General features: G+C 63.5%; 16 protein-coding genes. 4 read left to right on the top strand and 12 right to left on the bottom strand.

What is annotated here, in order from left to right; genetic code table 11:
• The first annotated feature begins 74 nt into the window (after nt 1-74).
• Nucleotides 75-1,246 (top strand): IS3 family transposase gene (locus tag ACMV_RS19865; RefSeq protein WP_407921940.1). Its coding sequence is split into 2 segments (ribosomal slippage): nt 75-336 and nt 336-1,246, totalling 1,173 coding nucleotides; the frame shifts between segments, so codons are not numbered across the junction.
• A 211-nt stretch (nt 1,247-1,457) separates the two neighbouring features.
• Nucleotides 1,458-1,907, top strand: a complete 450-nt coding sequence (locus ACMV_RS09955) for a transposase (RefSeq protein ID WP_231844378.1) — start codon at nt 1,458-1,460, stop codon at nt 1,905-1,907.
• Between the two features lie 162 nt (nt 1,908-2,069).
• On the opposite strand, the gene ACMV_RS09950 is transcribed toward ACMV_RS09955, so the two are convergent.
• The 11 genes from ACMV_RS09950 to ACMV_RS09900 form a co-directional block, all read right to left on the bottom strand.
• Nucleotides 2,070-2,936 (bottom strand): ABC transporter ATP-binding protein, encoded by an 867-nt coding sequence (locus ACMV_RS09950; protein WP_013640349.1) that lies wholly within the window; start codon nt 2,934-2,936, stop codon nt 2,070-2,072.
• Nucleotides 2,933-3,760 (bottom strand): ABC transporter permease, encoded by an 828-nt coding sequence (locus tag ACMV_RS09945; protein ID WP_007421436.1) that lies wholly within the window; start codon nt 3,758-3,760, stop codon nt 2,933-2,935. The genes ACMV_RS09950 and ACMV_RS09945 overlap by 4 nt, the downstream gene beginning before the upstream one ends.
• On the bottom strand, nt 3,760-4,596 hold the full coding sequence (locus tag ACMV_RS09940) for an ABC transporter permease (protein WP_041664922.1): 837 nt from the start codon (nt 4,594-4,596) through the stop codon (nt 3,760-3,762). Before ACMV_RS09940 ends, ACMV_RS09945 begins: the two co-directional genes overlap by 1 nt.
• A 3-nt stretch (nt 4,597-4,599) precedes the next feature.
• Complete coding sequence (locus tag ACMV_RS09935) at nt 4,600-5,598, bottom strand: ABC transporter substrate-binding protein (protein WP_041664916.1); 999 nt, start codon at nt 5,596-5,598, stop codon at nt 4,600-4,602.
• Between the two features lie 83 nt (nt 5,599-5,681).
• Nucleotides 5,682-6,815 carry an ISAs1 family transposase gene (locus ACMV_RS09930; RefSeq protein WP_013634879.1) on the bottom strand — a complete coding sequence of 378 codons (1,134 nt, stop codon included), beginning with the start codon at nt 6,813-6,815 and terminating at the stop codon, nt 5,682-5,684.
• Entirely contained in the window at nt 6,748-8,421 is a 1,674-nt protein-coding gene (gene tcuA, locus ACMV_RS09925; protein WP_013640346.1) for an FAD-dependent tricarballylate dehydrogenase TcuA, read from the bottom strand. The genes ACMV_RS09930 and tcuA overlap by 68 nt, the downstream gene beginning before the upstream one ends.
• Complete coding sequence (locus ACMV_RS09920; RefSeq protein WP_007421432.1) at nt 8,399-9,337, bottom strand: TrmB family transcriptional regulator; 939 nt, start codon at nt 9,335-9,337, stop codon at nt 8,399-8,401. The genes tcuA and ACMV_RS09920 overlap by 23 nt, the downstream gene beginning before the upstream one ends.
• 10 nt (nt 9,338-9,347) lie before the next feature.
• Nucleotides 9,348-10,106 (bottom strand): phosphosulfolactate synthase, encoded by a 759-nt coding sequence (locus tag ACMV_RS09915; RefSeq protein WP_007421431.1) that lies wholly within the window; start codon nt 10,104-10,106, stop codon nt 9,348-9,350.
• 3 nt (nt 10,107-10,109) lie between these two features.
• Entirely contained in the window at nt 10,110-11,351 is a 1,242-nt protein-coding gene (locus tag ACMV_RS09910; protein ID WP_013640345.1) for a 2-methylaconitate cis-trans isomerase PrpF family protein, read from the bottom strand.
• Nucleotides 11,323-12,747 carry an MmgE/PrpD family protein gene (locus ACMV_RS09905; RefSeq protein WP_148361001.1) on the bottom strand — a complete coding sequence of 475 codons (1,425 nt, stop codon included), beginning with the start codon at nt 12,745-12,747 and terminating at the stop codon, nt 11,323-11,325. The genes ACMV_RS09910 and ACMV_RS09905 overlap by 29 nt, the downstream gene beginning before the upstream one ends.
• Before the next feature lie 533 nt (nt 12,748-13,280).
• Nucleotides 13,281-14,204, bottom strand: a complete 924-nt coding sequence (locus ACMV_RS09900) for a DMT family transporter (RefSeq protein ID WP_013640343.1) — start codon at nt 14,202-14,204, stop codon at nt 13,281-13,283.
• Between the two features lie 177 nt (nt 14,205-14,381).
• Between ACMV_RS09900 and ACMV_RS09895 the strand changes: the two genes are divergently transcribed.
• Entirely contained in the window at nt 14,382-15,260 is an 879-nt protein-coding gene (locus ACMV_RS09895) for a helix-turn-helix transcriptional regulator (RefSeq protein ID WP_013640342.1), read from the top strand.
• Nucleotides 15,261-15,451: 191 nt separating this feature from the next.
• On the opposite strand, the gene ACMV_RS09890 is transcribed toward ACMV_RS09895, so the two are convergent.
• Nucleotides 15,452-15,763 carry a cupin domain-containing protein gene (locus ACMV_RS09890; protein ID WP_013640341.1) on the bottom strand — a complete coding sequence of 104 codons (312 nt, stop codon included), beginning with the start codon at nt 15,761-15,763 and terminating at the stop codon, nt 15,452-15,454.
• Nucleotides 15,764-15,857: 94 nt separating this feature from the next.
• On the opposite strand from ACMV_RS09890, the gene ACMV_RS19860 reads away from it, so the two are divergent.
• Complete coding sequence (locus ACMV_RS19860) at nt 15,858-16,316, top strand: Lrp/AsnC family transcriptional regulator (RefSeq protein WP_013640340.1); 459 nt, start codon at nt 15,858-15,860, stop codon at nt 16,314-16,316.
• Nucleotides 16,317-16,332 lie beyond the last annotated feature (16 nt).

Raw genomic sequence — 16,332 nt, 5'->3', positions numbered from 1 at the left:
AGCCGCAACTGGTCTGAGCCCGTGGATTTCCTCCAGGAATGAGTAGAGTCCGCCCCATCAGGGAGACGGACGAGATGAAGAGCGGTCGGTTTAGCGAGGAACAGATCATCGGCATCCTCAAAGAGCAGGAGTCGGGGATGTCGACGGCGGAGGTCTGCCGTCGACACGGGATCAGTTCGGCGACGTTTTACAAGTGGAAGGCCAAATTCGGCGGGTTGGAAGTCTCGGACGCCCGGCGGCTCAAACAGCTGGAAGACGAGAACGCTCGGCTCAAGCGGCTGTTGGCGGACGCCGTGCTGGACAACGCCATGCTCAAGGAAATTGCGTCAAAAAAATTCTAGCGCCCAGCCATAAGCGGGAGGCGGTAGCTCACCTTCGGACCCTGTTCGAGGTGAGCCAACGCCGGGCCTGCGATGCGCTGGGCGTGGATCGGACCACGGTGCGGTATCAAAGCCGCCGCCCGGATGATGCGGAGGCTCGCGAACGCATGCGCGTGCTTGCGGGCGAGCGCCGTCGATTTGGCTATCGGCGCCTGCACTGGCTGCTCAGCCGCGAAGGAATTTCCATGAACCACAAGAAGTTTCGGCGCCTTTACCGCGAAGAACGCCTTCAGGTTCGCCGTCGCGGCGGGCGAAAGCGGGCCTTGGGCACACGATCTCCGATGACCATTCCGCAGGGCTGCAATCAGCGCTGGTCGCTGGATTTCGTCTCCGACGCCCTGACATGCGGGCGCAGGTTTCGGATCTTCGCCGTCGTGGACGATTTCAGCCGCGAATGCGTTCGCTTGATCGCCGACACGTCAATTTCGGGCGCCCGGGTGGCACGCGAGTTGGATATGGCGATCACTGAGCGCGGGGCGCGCCCGCTCATGGTGGTCAGCGACAACGGCACTGAGCTCACCAGCATGTCGATCCTACGCTGGTCGAAAGAGCGGAACGTGGAATGGCATTACATCGCGCCCGGCAAGCCCCAGCAAAACGGGTTCGTCGAGAGCTTCAACGCCCGGCTCCGGGACGAGTGCCTGAACGAGACCTTGTTCACGAGCCTGCCTCAAGCGAGGTCCGTGCTGACCGCCTGGCGTCACGACTATAATCATCACCGCCCCCATTCGAGCCTGGGCAACAAAACCCCGGCAGAGGTGGCGGGAAAAATCAGCGGCGCGCCGGGTTGGGGGTTAACCCCCACCCCGGCTGTTGCACCTACGCCCAATCGTGGACACCATTCGGCAATTAGACTCTACTCCTGAATGGCGGGAACTTAGGGCTCAGACCAGCCGACCCGTCGGCTCCGCACCCATCCTGGTCAGTGTGGCGCCCTTCGGCATGGTCCGAAAGCCGAAATAAGAGACCTGTGCGCGGATAGGCGTAGACAGCGGTTCGGGTTGCTGATTCTCTGTTGCCGTTCGGAGATGGAGAGGTTCAGTGGTGCGACGTCGGATTGGCCAAGAGCTGCTTGCCATGGCGGGACCAGAACGCGACGCGTCTTCGCTCGACGCGCCGTCAAAACTTATTGATTGGCAGCCGATCTCTGATCTGCTTGGGCCGCTCCATCCGGTAAGGAAAGGTGAACCCGGTTGGCCGCCACTGGCAATCGTCAAGGCACTGCGCTTGGCGATGTGGCACGACCTGTCCGACGTCAAACTCGCCGAAGCTCTCGATGACCGCGCTTCGTTCCGCTGGTTCTACGGCTTTGTGCGGTTGGAGACGACGCCCGAGCGGACAGCTTTCGTGCGCTTTCGCCGCCTGCTGGTGGCACGCCGGCTCGATGGTGGATTGTTCGAGGCCATCACCGCGCAGCTGAAAGCGAAGGCGATCACAGTGAAGACCGGCACCCTGGTCAATACGACGATCATTGCTTCTGCAAATAAGGACGATGGCGAAGGACGCTGGGTCAAGCATAAGAGATGACCCGCCATCCACGGCTTCAAAGCCCAGGTCGGCGCTGATGCCAGCACGGCGCTGGTCGAGAAAGTCTCGGTGACGCTGGCGAACGTCAATGACGGCCGAGCCGGCGAAAGCGGCGGGCCCAAAAACCAGCCCTCTGTACGGCGAAAGCCAGTATCCCGTATCTCAGAAGGCCGGATCATCCGACGCATGGCGGCCGATCAGGGAGCGCAGCTCGCGGTCGATTTCAAGCAGTCGCGGATCGTAGCTGTCACGCGGGCGCGGTAGGGTTACTGGAATTGACTGGACGACGCGCGAGGGGCGCGGCGAGAAGACGATGATCCGGTCGGCGAGCCGGATCGCCTCGCGCACATCGTGGGTGACGAAGACAAACGTTGTGTTCTGCTCCCCGGCGATCCGTGAAAGGTCGGCGATCAGCCGGTCTCGCGTCTGCGCGTCAAGGGCGGCGAAGGGCTCGTCCATCAGCATGAACTCGGGTTCGGTGGCAAGCGTGCGGGCGATCGCGATGCGCTGCTTCATGCCGCCGGACAGCGTGCTCGGGTAGGCGTTCTCGAAGCCGGCCAGCCCGAGATGCTGGACGTAATGCTCGGCCCGGGCGCGGATTTCGGCACGGTCGAAGCGGCGCATCATCTCGAGGCCGAACATGATGTTGCCGAGCACGGTGCGCCAGGGAAACAGCACAAAGTCCTGGAAGACGATGCCTCGGTCCGGTCCCGGTCCCGCAACCGGCTTGCCGTGCAGCATCAACTCGCCGCCGCTCACCTTCTCGAAGCCGCCGATCATGTATAGCGTGGTTGACTTGCCGCAGCCGCTCGGGCCGAGCAGCACGGTGAACTCGCCGCGGCGGATCTGGAACGAGACGTCCTCGACGGCGACGACCGGTGGGTTGCCGTCCTGCGGAGTGAAGACCTTGCGGAGATTGCGGGCCTCGACGACAATCGGGCCTGCGGCGAGGCCGGTTTCTTGAACCGGTGTGACGCTTCCGTCCATCGTGCCGAGTCCTCCTTCGGTTTCGTGCGTCCTGGCGTTCATACGACCAGCCCCCAACGCTTAAGTGTGCGGCGTTCGAGCTGCGGGAACAGTATCTTCTCGATAGTGAGCCCGAGGAGCGCGATCAGGATAACGCCGGCATACATCGTTGCCACGTCAAAGAACTGACGGGCCGCGAAGATGGTGACACCAAGCCCTTCACCGTGCTGCGTGATGATCTCGGCGGCGATCACTGCACGCCAAGCATAGCCCATTCCGACGCGCAGCGCCGGCAGCATCTGCACCAGCGCGCTCGGTACAATGATGTGGCAGACGGTCGACCAACGGGTGGCTCCGTAGGAGCGTGCGACCCAGAGCTGACGGGCGGCGACCGAGCGGGCCCCCTGCAGCGCCCCGAGATAGAGCGGAATCCAGGCGGAAAAGATGACCGTGCAGACGATCACCGCCTGGCCCACGCCGAGCCAGAGCGAGAGCACGGGGATCGTCACGATCCCGGGCAGCGGGATCCAGAGTGCCACCAGTGGATTGAGCGCGGCGGCGATGTCGTCGTTCCTTCCGGCGAGCAGACCCAGCGCCGAGGCGGCAAGGAGCGCGATCGCAAAGCCGAGGATGAGGCGGCCGAGTGTAGCGGCCGTGGCGATCGCGAGGATGTGGTGCGGCCCAAGGAAGCCTTTCCAGAGGCTGTGCGCGATCGCGGTCGGGCTCGGGACCGCTGGGTTGTGGACGAGGCCGAACCCGACGAGCATCTGCCAGATTGCGAGCAGTGCAATCAGGATCAGCGGGTTGGAATGGCGCCGGACGAAGCCGGCGAGGCGGCCGCGGCGGGGCGGTTCGCAGGCGGTACCGCGAGCGTGGGCCGGCTGCATCACTGACTGCCTCCCGAGGCAATTACGCCCCAGCGGATCGCCGTGCGACGTTCGGCACGGCGGAACAGGGCTTCGATGCCGAAGCCCAGCAGCGCGATCACGACCATGTAGAGATAGATCGTGCGGGTGTCGAAGAACTGGGCGGCCTGGAAGATGGAGTAACCGAGGCCACCGGACAACGCGGTCAGGCTTTCGGTCGCGATCAGGGAGCGCCAAGCATAGCCCATGCCCATGCGCAGTCCGGCGATCAAGGGTACGGCGATCCCGGGCAGTAGGATGTGGCGGAAGACGTCGACTGGGCGGGTGCCGAAGGAACGGGCGGTCCAGTAGTAGCGCCTGTCGACCAGCTTCACGCCCTCATGGACGTAGACCGCGATAGGCACAAAGGCGGTGAAGATCACGACCGTTACGTCGGTCGCGTTGCCGATGCCGGTGATCAGCATGAGGATCGGCACGATGGCGATAGCCGGTACGGCCATTAGTACGGCGAAGACTGGCTGGAGCAGCTTGCCGGCCGGCGGCCACAGGGCCGAGATTACGCCGAGCGGCACTGCAAGAGCGACGGCGCAGGCGAAGCCGCCGAGCAGGCGGACCATAGTCAGGGTGATGTCGTGTTCGAGCTGGAACGGCACCGCGCCGCCCTGCCCGGCGAGCACGACGGCTTGGCGGGCAAGCGTGACCGGCCCGGGCAGCAGCACGGTGGGCACGACGCCGAGACTGGACATGGTCTGCCAGAGGAGAAGGACCGTCCCGACCGAGGCGGCACCAATGCAGATGTTGCGCGAGGGACGCCACCGTCCCCTGGCATGCCCCGCCATGCTGGCTGCACCGGACATGGTTCAGTGCTTTTCCTTGGCCTTGGCCATAGTGAAGGCGAGGCGCAGCGGCTCGGGGTCGATCAGCTTGCCGAAATCGGGAACTTTCGCGATCTTGTGTTCCCTGACCATGAAATCGCCGACCCTTTCAAGTGCCGCGGTATCGGCCTTCGTGATGTGCATGTCGAAGGTCATATGATTGAAGGCGCGAGTGAAGGCGGCGGGGCTGACCGAGGCGCCGCTCTCGCCGGCGACCTTCGCGGCGAGCTTGCCGGCACCGGTCGGGTCCGTCTTGATGAAGCGATACATGTCGATCATCGAGGCGAGGACCCGCACCACGGCGTCGCGATGTTTCTCCACGAAGGCCTTTCGCGCGATGAGGAGCGACGGATCGGAACTGACCTCGCCGAAGCTCTGGATGACCTTGGCAATGCCCTTGGTCACCAGGATCGAGGGAGTCGGCTCCCAGACCAAAGCGGCGTCGATCTGGCCCGAAGCGAGGGCTGACCCCATGTCCCCGGGTTTCATGTTGACGATGAGGAAGTCGCTGTTCTTCCAGCCCTTCTCCTTAAGATAGAGCTCGAAGATGATATAGGCTCCAGAACCGACCGGCATGGCGATGCGCTTGCCCTTGAGGTCGGCGAGCGACTTGTAGGACGCGCCGGGCTTCACCATCAGCTCATGGCGCTGGCCGCCGGAATGGGTGGCGGCGACGATGACGAGTGCGCCGGATGCGTGACCGAAAGCGCTAAGTGCGGGACCCGATCCGCTGTCGGCTAGATCGGAACGGCCGGAGAGCAATGCCTGCATCGATTGTACCCCCGAGGGCGAGACGGTCCCGGCCACATGCACACCGTAGGGTTCTGCCCAGTTCCTGGCGCGGTAGACGAAATCTTCCGGCACGCGCTGCATCGCGTAGTGAACCGTGGGCAGGCCCGCGCGGGCGAGGCGCGGCAGTATCACGACCGCCGGCGCGGCGACGGCGATCGTCATGGATTTCCGTCGGGAAAGAAGCTGGGTCATGGGACGTTTCCTTGTTCTGGCTTCTGGTGATCCTGTTTCGGATGCGATGCACGGGTTCCTACTGGGCGGCGGAACGGCAGGGGTTACGCATGAAAGAAGCCGGTGAGCACTTGCTCCATGTAACGGTTATCCCAGGCGGCCATTTTGCGGCGCCCCTTGAGACTGGCCTTTGATGCCTGATGGCGGCGAACGAGGTTGATTGCGATCTTGCGAAGCAGGGAGAAGTTCTGGACGGCGTTGCGATCCCGGATCCGGCAGTGATCTTCGTTGAAGGTGACGTCGAGCACCCAGTGTAGGCTGTTCTCGATCTGCCAATGTTGACGGATCGCTTTCGCCAGGATTTCGGGTTGATCGTCGCTGCTGGACAGGAAGTAGCGGATTTCGGCTTCGATCTTGCCGGATCCGTTGACGCCGCGGATGGTTTCCACGGCCAGAACGCTCTTCAACCCCGGCCAGTCGCGCAGCGGTTCCAGCGCTACGGCGTCCGGACAGACGAACACCCGGCGCCGAACAAGACGACCATGACCATCATCGAATTCGTCATGCACCGGCCGATCAACGGGTGAGCGGCTGAAGCAGGTGGTTGCGCAATACTCCTGCACGGCGCTGTGTTTCTTCCCCTGGTTTGCTTTGAGGGTGACGAGATAATCAGCACCCCGCTCGAGAATTTTGGACGCGATGGCTCGCTGGCACCCCATCGCGTCCAGCGTGACAATGGCGCCCTTGATGTCCAGCACATCCAGCAATTCCGGGATCGCGGTGATCTCGTTCGATTTGTCGCCGACCTGACGCTGGCCGAGCACCAGCCCCCGATCACTCGCCCATGCACTCACAACGTGAAGCGCCGCCTGGTCCCGGCTGCGATCAAACGAGCCGCGGATCGTTTTCCCGTCAATCGCCACCACTTCCCGGTCCAAAGTCGTCCCGAATGAGCGCGCCCACGCTTCGAAACATGCCTCGAAACGCCCGGTATCGATCAGCATGAACACACGCCGGAAGGTGTCGTGCGATGGAATGCCGTTCGGCAGCGCCAAAAACGTGCCCAGCCATTCCTGCTTGCTACGGCCATACAGTGCCATATCCTCCCAGCTTTCCGCCCCGGCAATCACCGCGCACACCGCAATCACCAGAATATCAATTAGCCGGTGCTCAACCTTGCCGCCGCAGCGGGGGTCTTCCAACGCCGAAAATTCCTCCACAAGCCGCCTCACCGACATGCACGTCTCCCAATCTCAAGGAGACTCCCCGAATCACACCCGATTCCATGCCGTCAACTATGCCCGAAATTTTCATGCGTAGCCCCTGGGCGGAACGGCGTCCTTCCCGCGCGGCGAGGATGTGCCGGGCGGCGGATTCACCGGCCTGGCGGCCGAACACGGCGCCGGAGGTGAGACCCGAGCCGCCAGGGTAGTTGAAAGCGAACAGGCCGCCGACCAGTTCGCCCGCCGCGAACAGGCCGGGGATTGGCACGCCCGCGACATTCTCGACCATCGCTTCGGTATTCACCTTCAGCCCGCCGAAGGTGAAGGTGATGCCGCAGGTGACGGCGTAGGCGACGAAAGGCGGTTCGGCGATCGTGTTGGCCCAGTTCGATTTCGGCACGGCGAGGCCGGCGGTTCCGCGTCCGTCCTTGACGTTCGGATCGAACGTTATGTCCTCGCGCACGGCTTCGTTGAAGGTGGCAACCGTGCGCAGGAAGCCTTCGGCGTTGACCCCCTCCATGCCGGCGGCCAGTTCCTCGAGCGTATCGCCCCTGGCCTTGGTGACCTCGCGGATCCGGTATTCGTCGCGCAGCAGGTGGGAAACCTTCGCGTCGAACACCTGCCAGGCGAACATGCCCGGCTGCATCAGGATCTCGCGGCCGTATTTCGCGTAGGTGTAGTTACGGAAGTCGGCCCCCTCGTCGAGGAAGCGCTCGCCGCGAGCGTTCACCATGATGCCGAATGGGTAGGAGTGTTTCTGGAACTGGTCGCCGATCGCAAGGTCGCCGAAGGCGGGGGCGTTCAGGTCCCAGCCGACCGCGTGGCAGCCGGACCAGTGGCCGGCGGGCATCGCCCCGATCGCGAGGGCGCTGCTGATCCCCTCGCCGTTATTGAAGCGCGTGCCGCGGACTTTCGCGAGGTCCCAGTCCGGGCCGAGATAGCGCGCCCGCATTTCGGCGTTCGATTCGAAGCCGCCACAGGCGAGGATGACGGCGCGGGTGCGGATGGTGCGGCGCCGTCCACCATGTTCGATGCGGACGCCGCAGATACCCTCATCATCGGTCTCGAGCCCGACCATCCGGGTCTCGTAGGCGATGCGGATGCCTGCGCGGCCAGCCGCCGCATACAGCATGTCAATGAGGCCGGGACCGCCGCCGACCACCTCGCAGGCGACGCCGCCCCAGAAGCGGAACTTGCCGTTCACCTTGAAGGCCTGGCGGCCAAGGCTGGGCTGGAAGCGGATGCCCTGCCGGCGCATCCAGGCCAGGGTAGCCCTACTGCGTCGGACCAGCATTTCGGCGAGGTCCGGGTCGCAGCGGTTTTCGGTGACGCGGAACAGGTCGTCGAAGAACCGATCCTCGGTGTAGCGGCCGAAATCGACGTCTCGCCGGTCCGTCTCGCTGAGTTCGTCGATCACTTCGGCATATTCGTCGAGATCGGCATAGGCGAATCGCATCGCGCCGGCGGTGTAGGCCGAGTTGCCGCCGCGTTCGGCCTCTGGCGCGGCCTCGATCACCAGCGGCACAACTCCCGTCTCGGCGGCCGCGAGAGCGGCGCAGATCGCGGCGTTGCCGGCACCGACGACGACGATCTCCGCCTCATTTGGCCATGGCGCGTCCATGTCCCGTTTCCTCTTCTTGTTTCCCGTTCTTGTTTTTTTTCCGGCGCCGCCGCTCGGCGATCAGCCGGTCGAGCGCGGCCGCCTGAGGGGCCGGCAGGTAGTTCTGGCGCAGGCGCAGCAGCGCCGGGCCGAATTCGGCGTCGAGCTCGCGTTCGAAGCGCGCGAAGATCTCGGCGACGTAGATTTCATGGCGGATCAGGCTCTCGGCGAGTGTGACCACCGGCAGGTTGCGCGTGTGCGCGCCGATGCCGCCTTCCGCCGTGTTCACCGTCAGCGCCTCGGCAAAGTCGATCGCGACGGTGACGAGCGTGTAGCCAAGCCCGACCTCGATGCCGTTGTTCTCGTGCATGAAGATCCGGCTGGGCGGGGCAAGCGGATATTCGTCGACCACCGAGGGATCGCCGAAGACGATGAGGACCACCTGCACGCCGCGTTCGGCCGCGGCGAGAAGCGCGGGACGATGGTCGCGCAGCAGGCGTTCGTGCGCCTTGATCCAGACATGCTGGGTCGCGGAAGCGATCATGCCGGCGATCTTGGCGTGGATCGCCTCGGTGCCGCGCAGCGACCAGACATGTTCCTCGCCGTCCGGGCGGTCGATCTCGGCCAGTATTTCGGCGGCGCGGCGGCACTGCGCTTCGAAGCCGGTCTGCATCCGGGGAAACAGCACCTCGGGGCGGACCGGCGCATAGCGCACCGGGTTCTCGGTGACCGGCTGGCAGGCGCCCTTCTTGCTCAGGGTTTCGAGCGCCGCGTAGACGTTGGCGCGCGGCAGGCCGGTCTGCTTGCCAACCTGGTAGGCGGTGACGGGACTTTCGCGGAGAAGGGCAATATAGGCTTGGGCCTCGTAGTCGGTGAAGCCAAGGCTGCGAAGTGGCTCGATCAGGTCGGTCATCGCCGGTGTGGTGTTCGTTCCCATCGCGCCCGTCTCAGGCCATCAGCCGGTAATTGACGGCGCGCCCGATCCCCTGGCGGAGCCCTTCGAGGCGGAGCACCTGGCCGGGAGTGACATTGGCAAGATTGATTTCAGGACCGTAGAGATTCAGCATTTCGGCGTGCTGCTGCGGGAAGCGGTAGGGGTCGGTTTCGATCAGGAGGCTGGCGAACCAGTCCTGCCGCACGAGCGTCCTCATCGCGTCCGCGTCCAGCATGTCGATCTCGCTCTGTTCCACGATCACGTGGGCGACGCCCGCGTCCGTCACGTCGGCCACGAGGCGGCCAAGCTCTTGCACCGTGAAGGCGGCTTCGGGATTCTTGCGCCCGAATTCGTAGATCACTTCGAAGCCGCGGGACTGAAATCGTTCGATGAGCCGAAGCCGCTCGTCGTCATCGAGCGTCACGTAGTTCTCGGAGATTTCGAGCATCGGGATGCCGATGCGTTCGAGCAGCGACAGCATTTCATCGAGCGCACCGCGCTGCCAGGCATATTCGAACAAGATGCCGCCGCTATAGGTCATGATGCCGGCATCGGCGTAGGTGGCAACGATCATCTTCACCGTCGTCTCAGGCATGAGCAGGGAATTGAGCGCGTAGATCTTGGCGTAGTCGATATAGGCGCCGGCGCAGGCGATGAGGTCGTGGATCGCTGCGGGACCGGTCCAGCCGAACGTGTCAGGCCCGAAATCGATCATCGCGGTGATTCCGCGCGCGCGAGGCTTTGGATTATGGCGGGGCAGGGCGAGCTCCATTTCTCAGTCTCCCGCCGGCTTCGCGCCGGAGATGGTGACGACGCGGGCAAGCGCCTCGATTTTCGCCGCGGGAACGTAGAGAACCCCGTCCATGATCGGACGCGCCGTGCGTTCGACCTCGGCTGACCGGATGTGGAACTTTTCGCCCTCAGCCGCGATGTCGGCATTGACGCGAAGCACACCGGCGGGATGGCCGAGCCGGATCGGACCGCCGCGCCAGCCCAGGGCGGATTCGGCGATCACGCTGCCTGCGACTGCGGCGGCGACGGCGGTGCAGATCGACCCGGTGACCGCCAGCGCCTTGTGCGGCCGCTGCATGGACATCTGGCGCACGCAGAGATCGACGTCGCCGGCGCCGACGATCATCCCTTCGGGCGTTTCGTAGTCCTGCGGCGGGGCGACCATGATCACGCGCGGGACGTTAGGGCTCGCCGCGCGGGCGGTCCCGGGTGAGGCGGCGAGGCCAAGCACGGTGGCGGCCCAGCCCCGCACGGCTTCGAGCCGGGCGAGGAGTTCCTCGTCGGCGGCGATGGAGGCTGCACTCTCGGTGCCTTTCCGGCCGAGATCGGACGCGCGGACGAAGACGAAGGGCGTCGCGGCGTCGACCAGCGAGACCGCGGCCGCGACACCGTCGAGGGAGATGCGGTCATACGCGTTACCGGTGGGCAGCAGATGGCCGGAGACCGCGCCAGAGCAGTCGCCGAAATCGAGGCCGATTCGCGCCCCGGTGCCGGGCACGCCCGGAATTGCGCAATCCCCCTCGATCGCGGGCAGCCCGTCCTCGACCGGGATGCGCGCGATGATTACCTGGCCGGTGTTGGTCGCACGGATGCGGACCGTGGTTTCCGGCGCTGTGGGGGGAACGAGGCCGCGTATGATCGCGAACGGGCCGACGCCGGCGAGCATGTTGCCGCAGGTTCCGCCGACGCCGATCTGCGCCGAGTCAAGCGAGACTTGGCAGAATGTGTAGTCGACATCGGCGTCCGGGCGTGTCGACGGCGCGACGATCGCGGCCTTGCTTGTCAACGCATCTGCACCGCCGATGCCGTCGATCTGCCGCATGTCGGGTGAACCGAAGGCGGCGAGCAGCAGAGCGCCGCGCTCGCGCTCGTCCGCGGGCAGGTCCTCGCCGAGAAAGAAGCCGCCGCGACTCGATCCTCCGCGCATGAACAGGCAGCGCAGGGATCTTTGCCGCGGATAGCTGACCCGGATGGGTTCAGGCGGCGCGGAGTGCGGGCTTTCCATCGGCCACCACGGTCATGCCGGGAATGATCGAAGCGTTTTCGAGCGTTTCGATATCCATCAGCGTGCGATTGAGTTCGGTGGCGCGCTCGTCGTCGATGGTGAGAGCGGCCATGCCGATGAACTTGCGTTCCAGCTCCTCGGCGGAGAGCGGGTTGGTCGGCTCACCGCGCGGCTCGGAGGATTCGCGGTGGATTGTCTGCCCGTTCCTGAGCCGGATCTCGATCCTCGCCTGGCGGCCGCCCAGGCCGAATGCCGGCTCGGCGACGAGGGTGACGCGGTGCTGCGCGGCGTCGTGGATTTCGGGCATCTCGAAGCCGGCCCAGTAATCGCGCAGGCCGTTGCTGCCGAGGGCGAGAGCGAGAGCGATGCCAAACTGGGTGCTGCCCATGGCCACATTGAGGTTCGGACAGGGCAGTTTCGAGGCCTGGCGGATCGCCAGCTCGCTCATGTGCACCTTAATCCGTTCGACGTCGGCAAGGCGCGCGCCGTCCTCCCAATAGGCAGCCTGGGCAAGGTCGAGCGGGCCATGCGCATAGCGGCAGGCGGCATGTGGCTTGAAGCCGACTTCCATGATCGCGTGACGGGTGCCCAGCCCCTCGACGAGTTCGGCGGCGTCGAAACGGCTGGTGAAGGCGTTGAGGAAGCCTTCGCGCGATTCAAGCGCCTTGCGCGGGCCGGTGAACCCGCTGCGCGCCATGATCGCGGCCATCATGCCGTTCATCGCCCCCTTGCCGGGGCTGAAAGGCTTGGCCATGCAGGAATCGTCGAGATACGCTTGGATGCCGGCGGACTGCATCGCGGCGAGGCCGATGGCGCAGGCGATCTGTTCCTCGTCGCCGCCGAGCAGTTTCGTCGCCATCGCCGCCGCGCCGAGCAGGGCGACGGTACCGGTGGTATGGTAGCCGCGCTGGCGGTGGCCGGGATTGATCGCCTTGGCGATGCGCACGGCGATTTCGTAGGCGCCAACGACGCCGGCGACGAGCTCTCTGCCCGAGCAGCCGGCAAGCTCGGCACTCGCCATCGCGAGGGATATGATGACCGAGCCGCCCTTGATCAGGCCCGAGCCGTGTGCGTCGTCGAGTTCGACGCCGTGACCTAGCATGGCGTTGCAGAGCACAGCCATCGGCGCCGGCACCTTCAGCCCGTAGCCGGTGACCGTGGCTTCGGGCTTGCCGCCCCAGCCACGCACCAGTTCGACCATGCGGGCGGCGGGTTCGGCGATGGCGGAGGCAGCGATCTGGTTACCCACGCCGTCGCGAATGATTGTCTTCGCCTTGAGGATGACCTCTTCGGGCAGATTCTCGTAGCGCAGGCCAGCGAGATGCCTGGCGTAGCGCATTGTCAATCCGGCGATCCGGCTTTCATCGGCATGGCGATCAAGCAGTCCCTGGTCCACTTTGTTTCCTCCGCGCAGAACGTCGCTGTAATCACTACTACCAAAATCCGAGAGGCATGCAACCCCTTTATGTCCACCTTTTGTGTGTCGACACATCTGACCTGTCCGCATACGCACCAACGATCCGGTCGCTGCATTCGAGGGGACCGCAATCACTGCGTCTTGAGTAGCAAGTCATCGAGCTACGTATTCGTCAGCTACGGCTTTCAGGATTGCTCGAGTTAACCTCGGCCTATCGGCTAGCTGGATACGAGCGCGTGTCCGCTACGCGTGAACGTCCACTAGGTTCAGCCATTCTCCGGGAGCGCACTGGCGGCTTTGGAGTGGAAAAACTAGGTAAGCTGCCATTGGTGGTCGGCAGTCGCACCAGGAGATGATGGCCCAAGCCGACGTGAAAAACGGGGGGCACGATGCCTGCTGATGGCGGGTGCGTTCTTCCAGGGGACTTTCGTATGCTCTCGGCGCCCAAAATTTTCCAGGATTCCGCCTTGTCCGGCTTTGGGCATGACCTGCAGGATAGCGGACACAGGGGGTTAAGTAGAATTGACTCTGTCTGGGGTTTCCAAAGCGGGAGTCTTGGCAATTCCCGCGAGCGGTATCGGCGCAAAAATCACGAGGTTTCCCGCCAAGATGAACGGCACGCCAAGCAATGCACGCCACGTCCAGGCATAGCTTTCGAGTATGGAGGATAAAACGAGCGCAATGATCGGCGAAATAACCGTGACGTAGGCAGCGTGCGACGGGCCGATCCTGGCGACGAGTGACAGGTAGGCAAAGAAACCAACGATTGACCCGATAAGCACAAGGTAAGCCAGGCCACCCAAATAGGCCGCCGAGACGTGCGGCATGTATCTGTAGTCACCGATGAAGACCACCGAGGCTAGGATCAACGCGCCCCAGCTCATCCCGCGAGCGATTGCATTGGGCAGGTTGGTGCCATCGGCCGTTGCGCGGCGTGAGGCAAGATTTCCCAACGAAAACGAGCAGGTTCCCGCCATGGCCAACAGCACACCCCGGACGTAGTGGGTTCCACCCGGTGCCGTGACTTGGTCTGCGAAGAGTAGCCCCACTCCGGCGATACCTAATACTCCGCCTACCAGAACGCGCCACCCGGGGCGTATTTTATGGAAAAGCCACTGGTTCAGCACGTTGAAGACTGTCGCCATGCTGAAAATGACGGAAACCAACCCGCTCGGAATGTCGTGTTCCGCAGAATAGAAGAGGAGGAAGTTTCCCGAGAAGAGCGTCAGGCCCATCGCCGAGAACCAGAAGTGCTGCCTTGGGCGGACCCGCCTGACTTTCCGGGTCGCCAACAGGATTAACCACGTGCCCGCAGCCGCAAGCGCAAAACGCCAGAAGACCGAGACCACATCCGGCGTGAGACCGAGCTGAAGGTGAATCGCATACCAGGTGAGACCCCACGCGATCGAAACAATTAGGAACAGGAACACCTGCATATGGTCACAACTCCGGAAGCGATTGGCGTATCCCGATCATGGAGCGATCTTGCAGTCCTGTCTGTCAGGCTCGGCCTGCGGTTGTCAGATTCTTGCTGTTTTCTATCAGCCCCGCGTGAGACACTATTGCTGGCGCCGCCGCGCTCTGGTCCTTTGCGTCCAGGGAACGCATTCGCAATGCTCAATCTTGCCGGCCACTCAGTCTACGACCATCTCGCCAGCGCAGGCGTGCCGCTTCGCGCTGCCGCCACGTTCGGCGACGGCCTCGCCGGAGCATTGTGGGATCGGAATGAGGACGCGACGGCGCGATACGAAACGCCGAGCCATCACACGCTGAGCCTGTACGTTTCGGGTGGTCTCGCGTTCCGGCGGAGGCTTGGAGAGGCCGCTGTGCCCAGCTTCGGACCGGGGAGCCTCTGCCTCATGCCGCGGGGAGCTTCTTCCGAATGGGAGGTCAGTGGCCCAATCCGCATGCTGCACCTCTACATCTCGCGACAGGCATTCGACCGTGCCGTCGTTGCCACTATCGACGCCGATCCTGATCGAGTGCATCTTCTGGATGTTCCCTATTTCCAGGACCCGGTGATCGAATCGGTCATGCGTCAGGTCGTGTTACCTCTCGACTGGAACGAGCCGTCAGAGCGAGTGGCGATAAGCCATGCCGCAGAGACGTTGCTTGCGTATCTCATCAGTCGTTTAACCGAACGCGGGCCTCGGGCGCTGGAAGCCCGGGGCGGACTTTCCCCAGCGGCGCTACGACGCGTATCCGAATTCATCGCAGCCCATCTGGCCGCTCCCCTTTCAGTCATGGATCTTGCGTCCTGTGCTGGGCTCAGTCCCCACCATTTCGCGCGGGCATTCCGCCGATCTACGGGCGAGAGTCCGCACGCGTTCGTGCTTCGCTGCCGGATCGAACGGGCAAAAGAAATTCTCTCGGGCGGCATGGCGGTGAGCGATGTGGCTGCACTTTGTGGCTTCAGCAGTCAGAGCCACTTCACAGCAAGATTTCGCCAGATGACCGGCGTGACGCCCGGGCAATTTGTGCGGGGAATATGAATGTCGGCAGAGTGGCGCCACTGACCGCCTGGTGTCCGCAATGCGCCCTCCAGAACTGGAAATGCTAATATTGGCTGCCTTAGGCAAGGCCGACCAGATGGGCCGGCGCCCGGAGTTGCCGACGCATCGACGCCTGCTGAGCTAGACGACGTCCTCTAAAGGCTGTGGTGATGCGCGGAGAGTAGCCGACGTCAGACGCTTCCCGTGCGTTCAATGACCAGCACGCGCGCTGCCCCAGTCGGTACGGCTCGGTGAGCTTCGCCTTCTTCCGCATAGAAAATGGAACCCGCAGTCAGCCTCAATACCCATTCTGCTCGGTCCTTTCCGACTTCCATGTCAACTATTCCGTCCAGCACGACAAATATTTCCGGCCCATCGTTGACATGCCAAATATAGGGCTTGTCGGTCCAATGCAGCCGCACGGTGACTCCATCCAATTCAGCAATTGCGATCGCATCCCAAGCCCGCTTACCCGTGAACGTATCTGCCTCGACGATGTTCATCTCCATCTCCTCCTGACGTCCGGGAGATGCTATAGCATCGTGATATGGACAAGATTGCGAATCGTCGTGATTGGCGACACTTCGAAAGTGCGCAATGAACCGATTGGGCAAGCGATTAGACGAGATTGATCGTAAAATCGTCGGCTTCCTGCGGCATGACGCACGCCGCTCGACAGCCTCAATCGCGCGAGCACTCAAACTCTCCCGGACGGCGGTTCAGGCTCGGATCGCCCGCTTGGAAAGCGACGGCATCATCCTGGGCTATTCGGCGGAGTTGGCACCCCATGTGGATGGCGGAATATCGGCCCTGATTACAATTTCGATCGCTGTTCGACCCTGCAGCCTTGTGGTGGATCAACTCCTGTCATGGCCGGTGGTCGAACGAGTTTATTCAATAGCAGGTGATCAGGATGCCGTTCTCGTCGCTTCAGTGGCATCTGCTGCGTCCTTGTCCGACCTGGCGGACAAGCTGCAGGCCCTTCCCGGTGTGCGCAAGGTTCAAACGACCGTAATTCTTTCCGAGCACAAAGCACAAACGTCAGCTCTGCCATAGCCATCGCCCAAAAAGC

This window comes from Acidiphilium multivorum AIU301 (assembly GCF_000202835.1).
GTDB lineage: Bacteria > Pseudomonadota > Alphaproteobacteria > Acetobacterales > Acetobacteraceae > Acidiphilium > Acidiphilium multivorum.
This window is presented reverse-complemented; position numbering and strand designations above follow the sequence as displayed.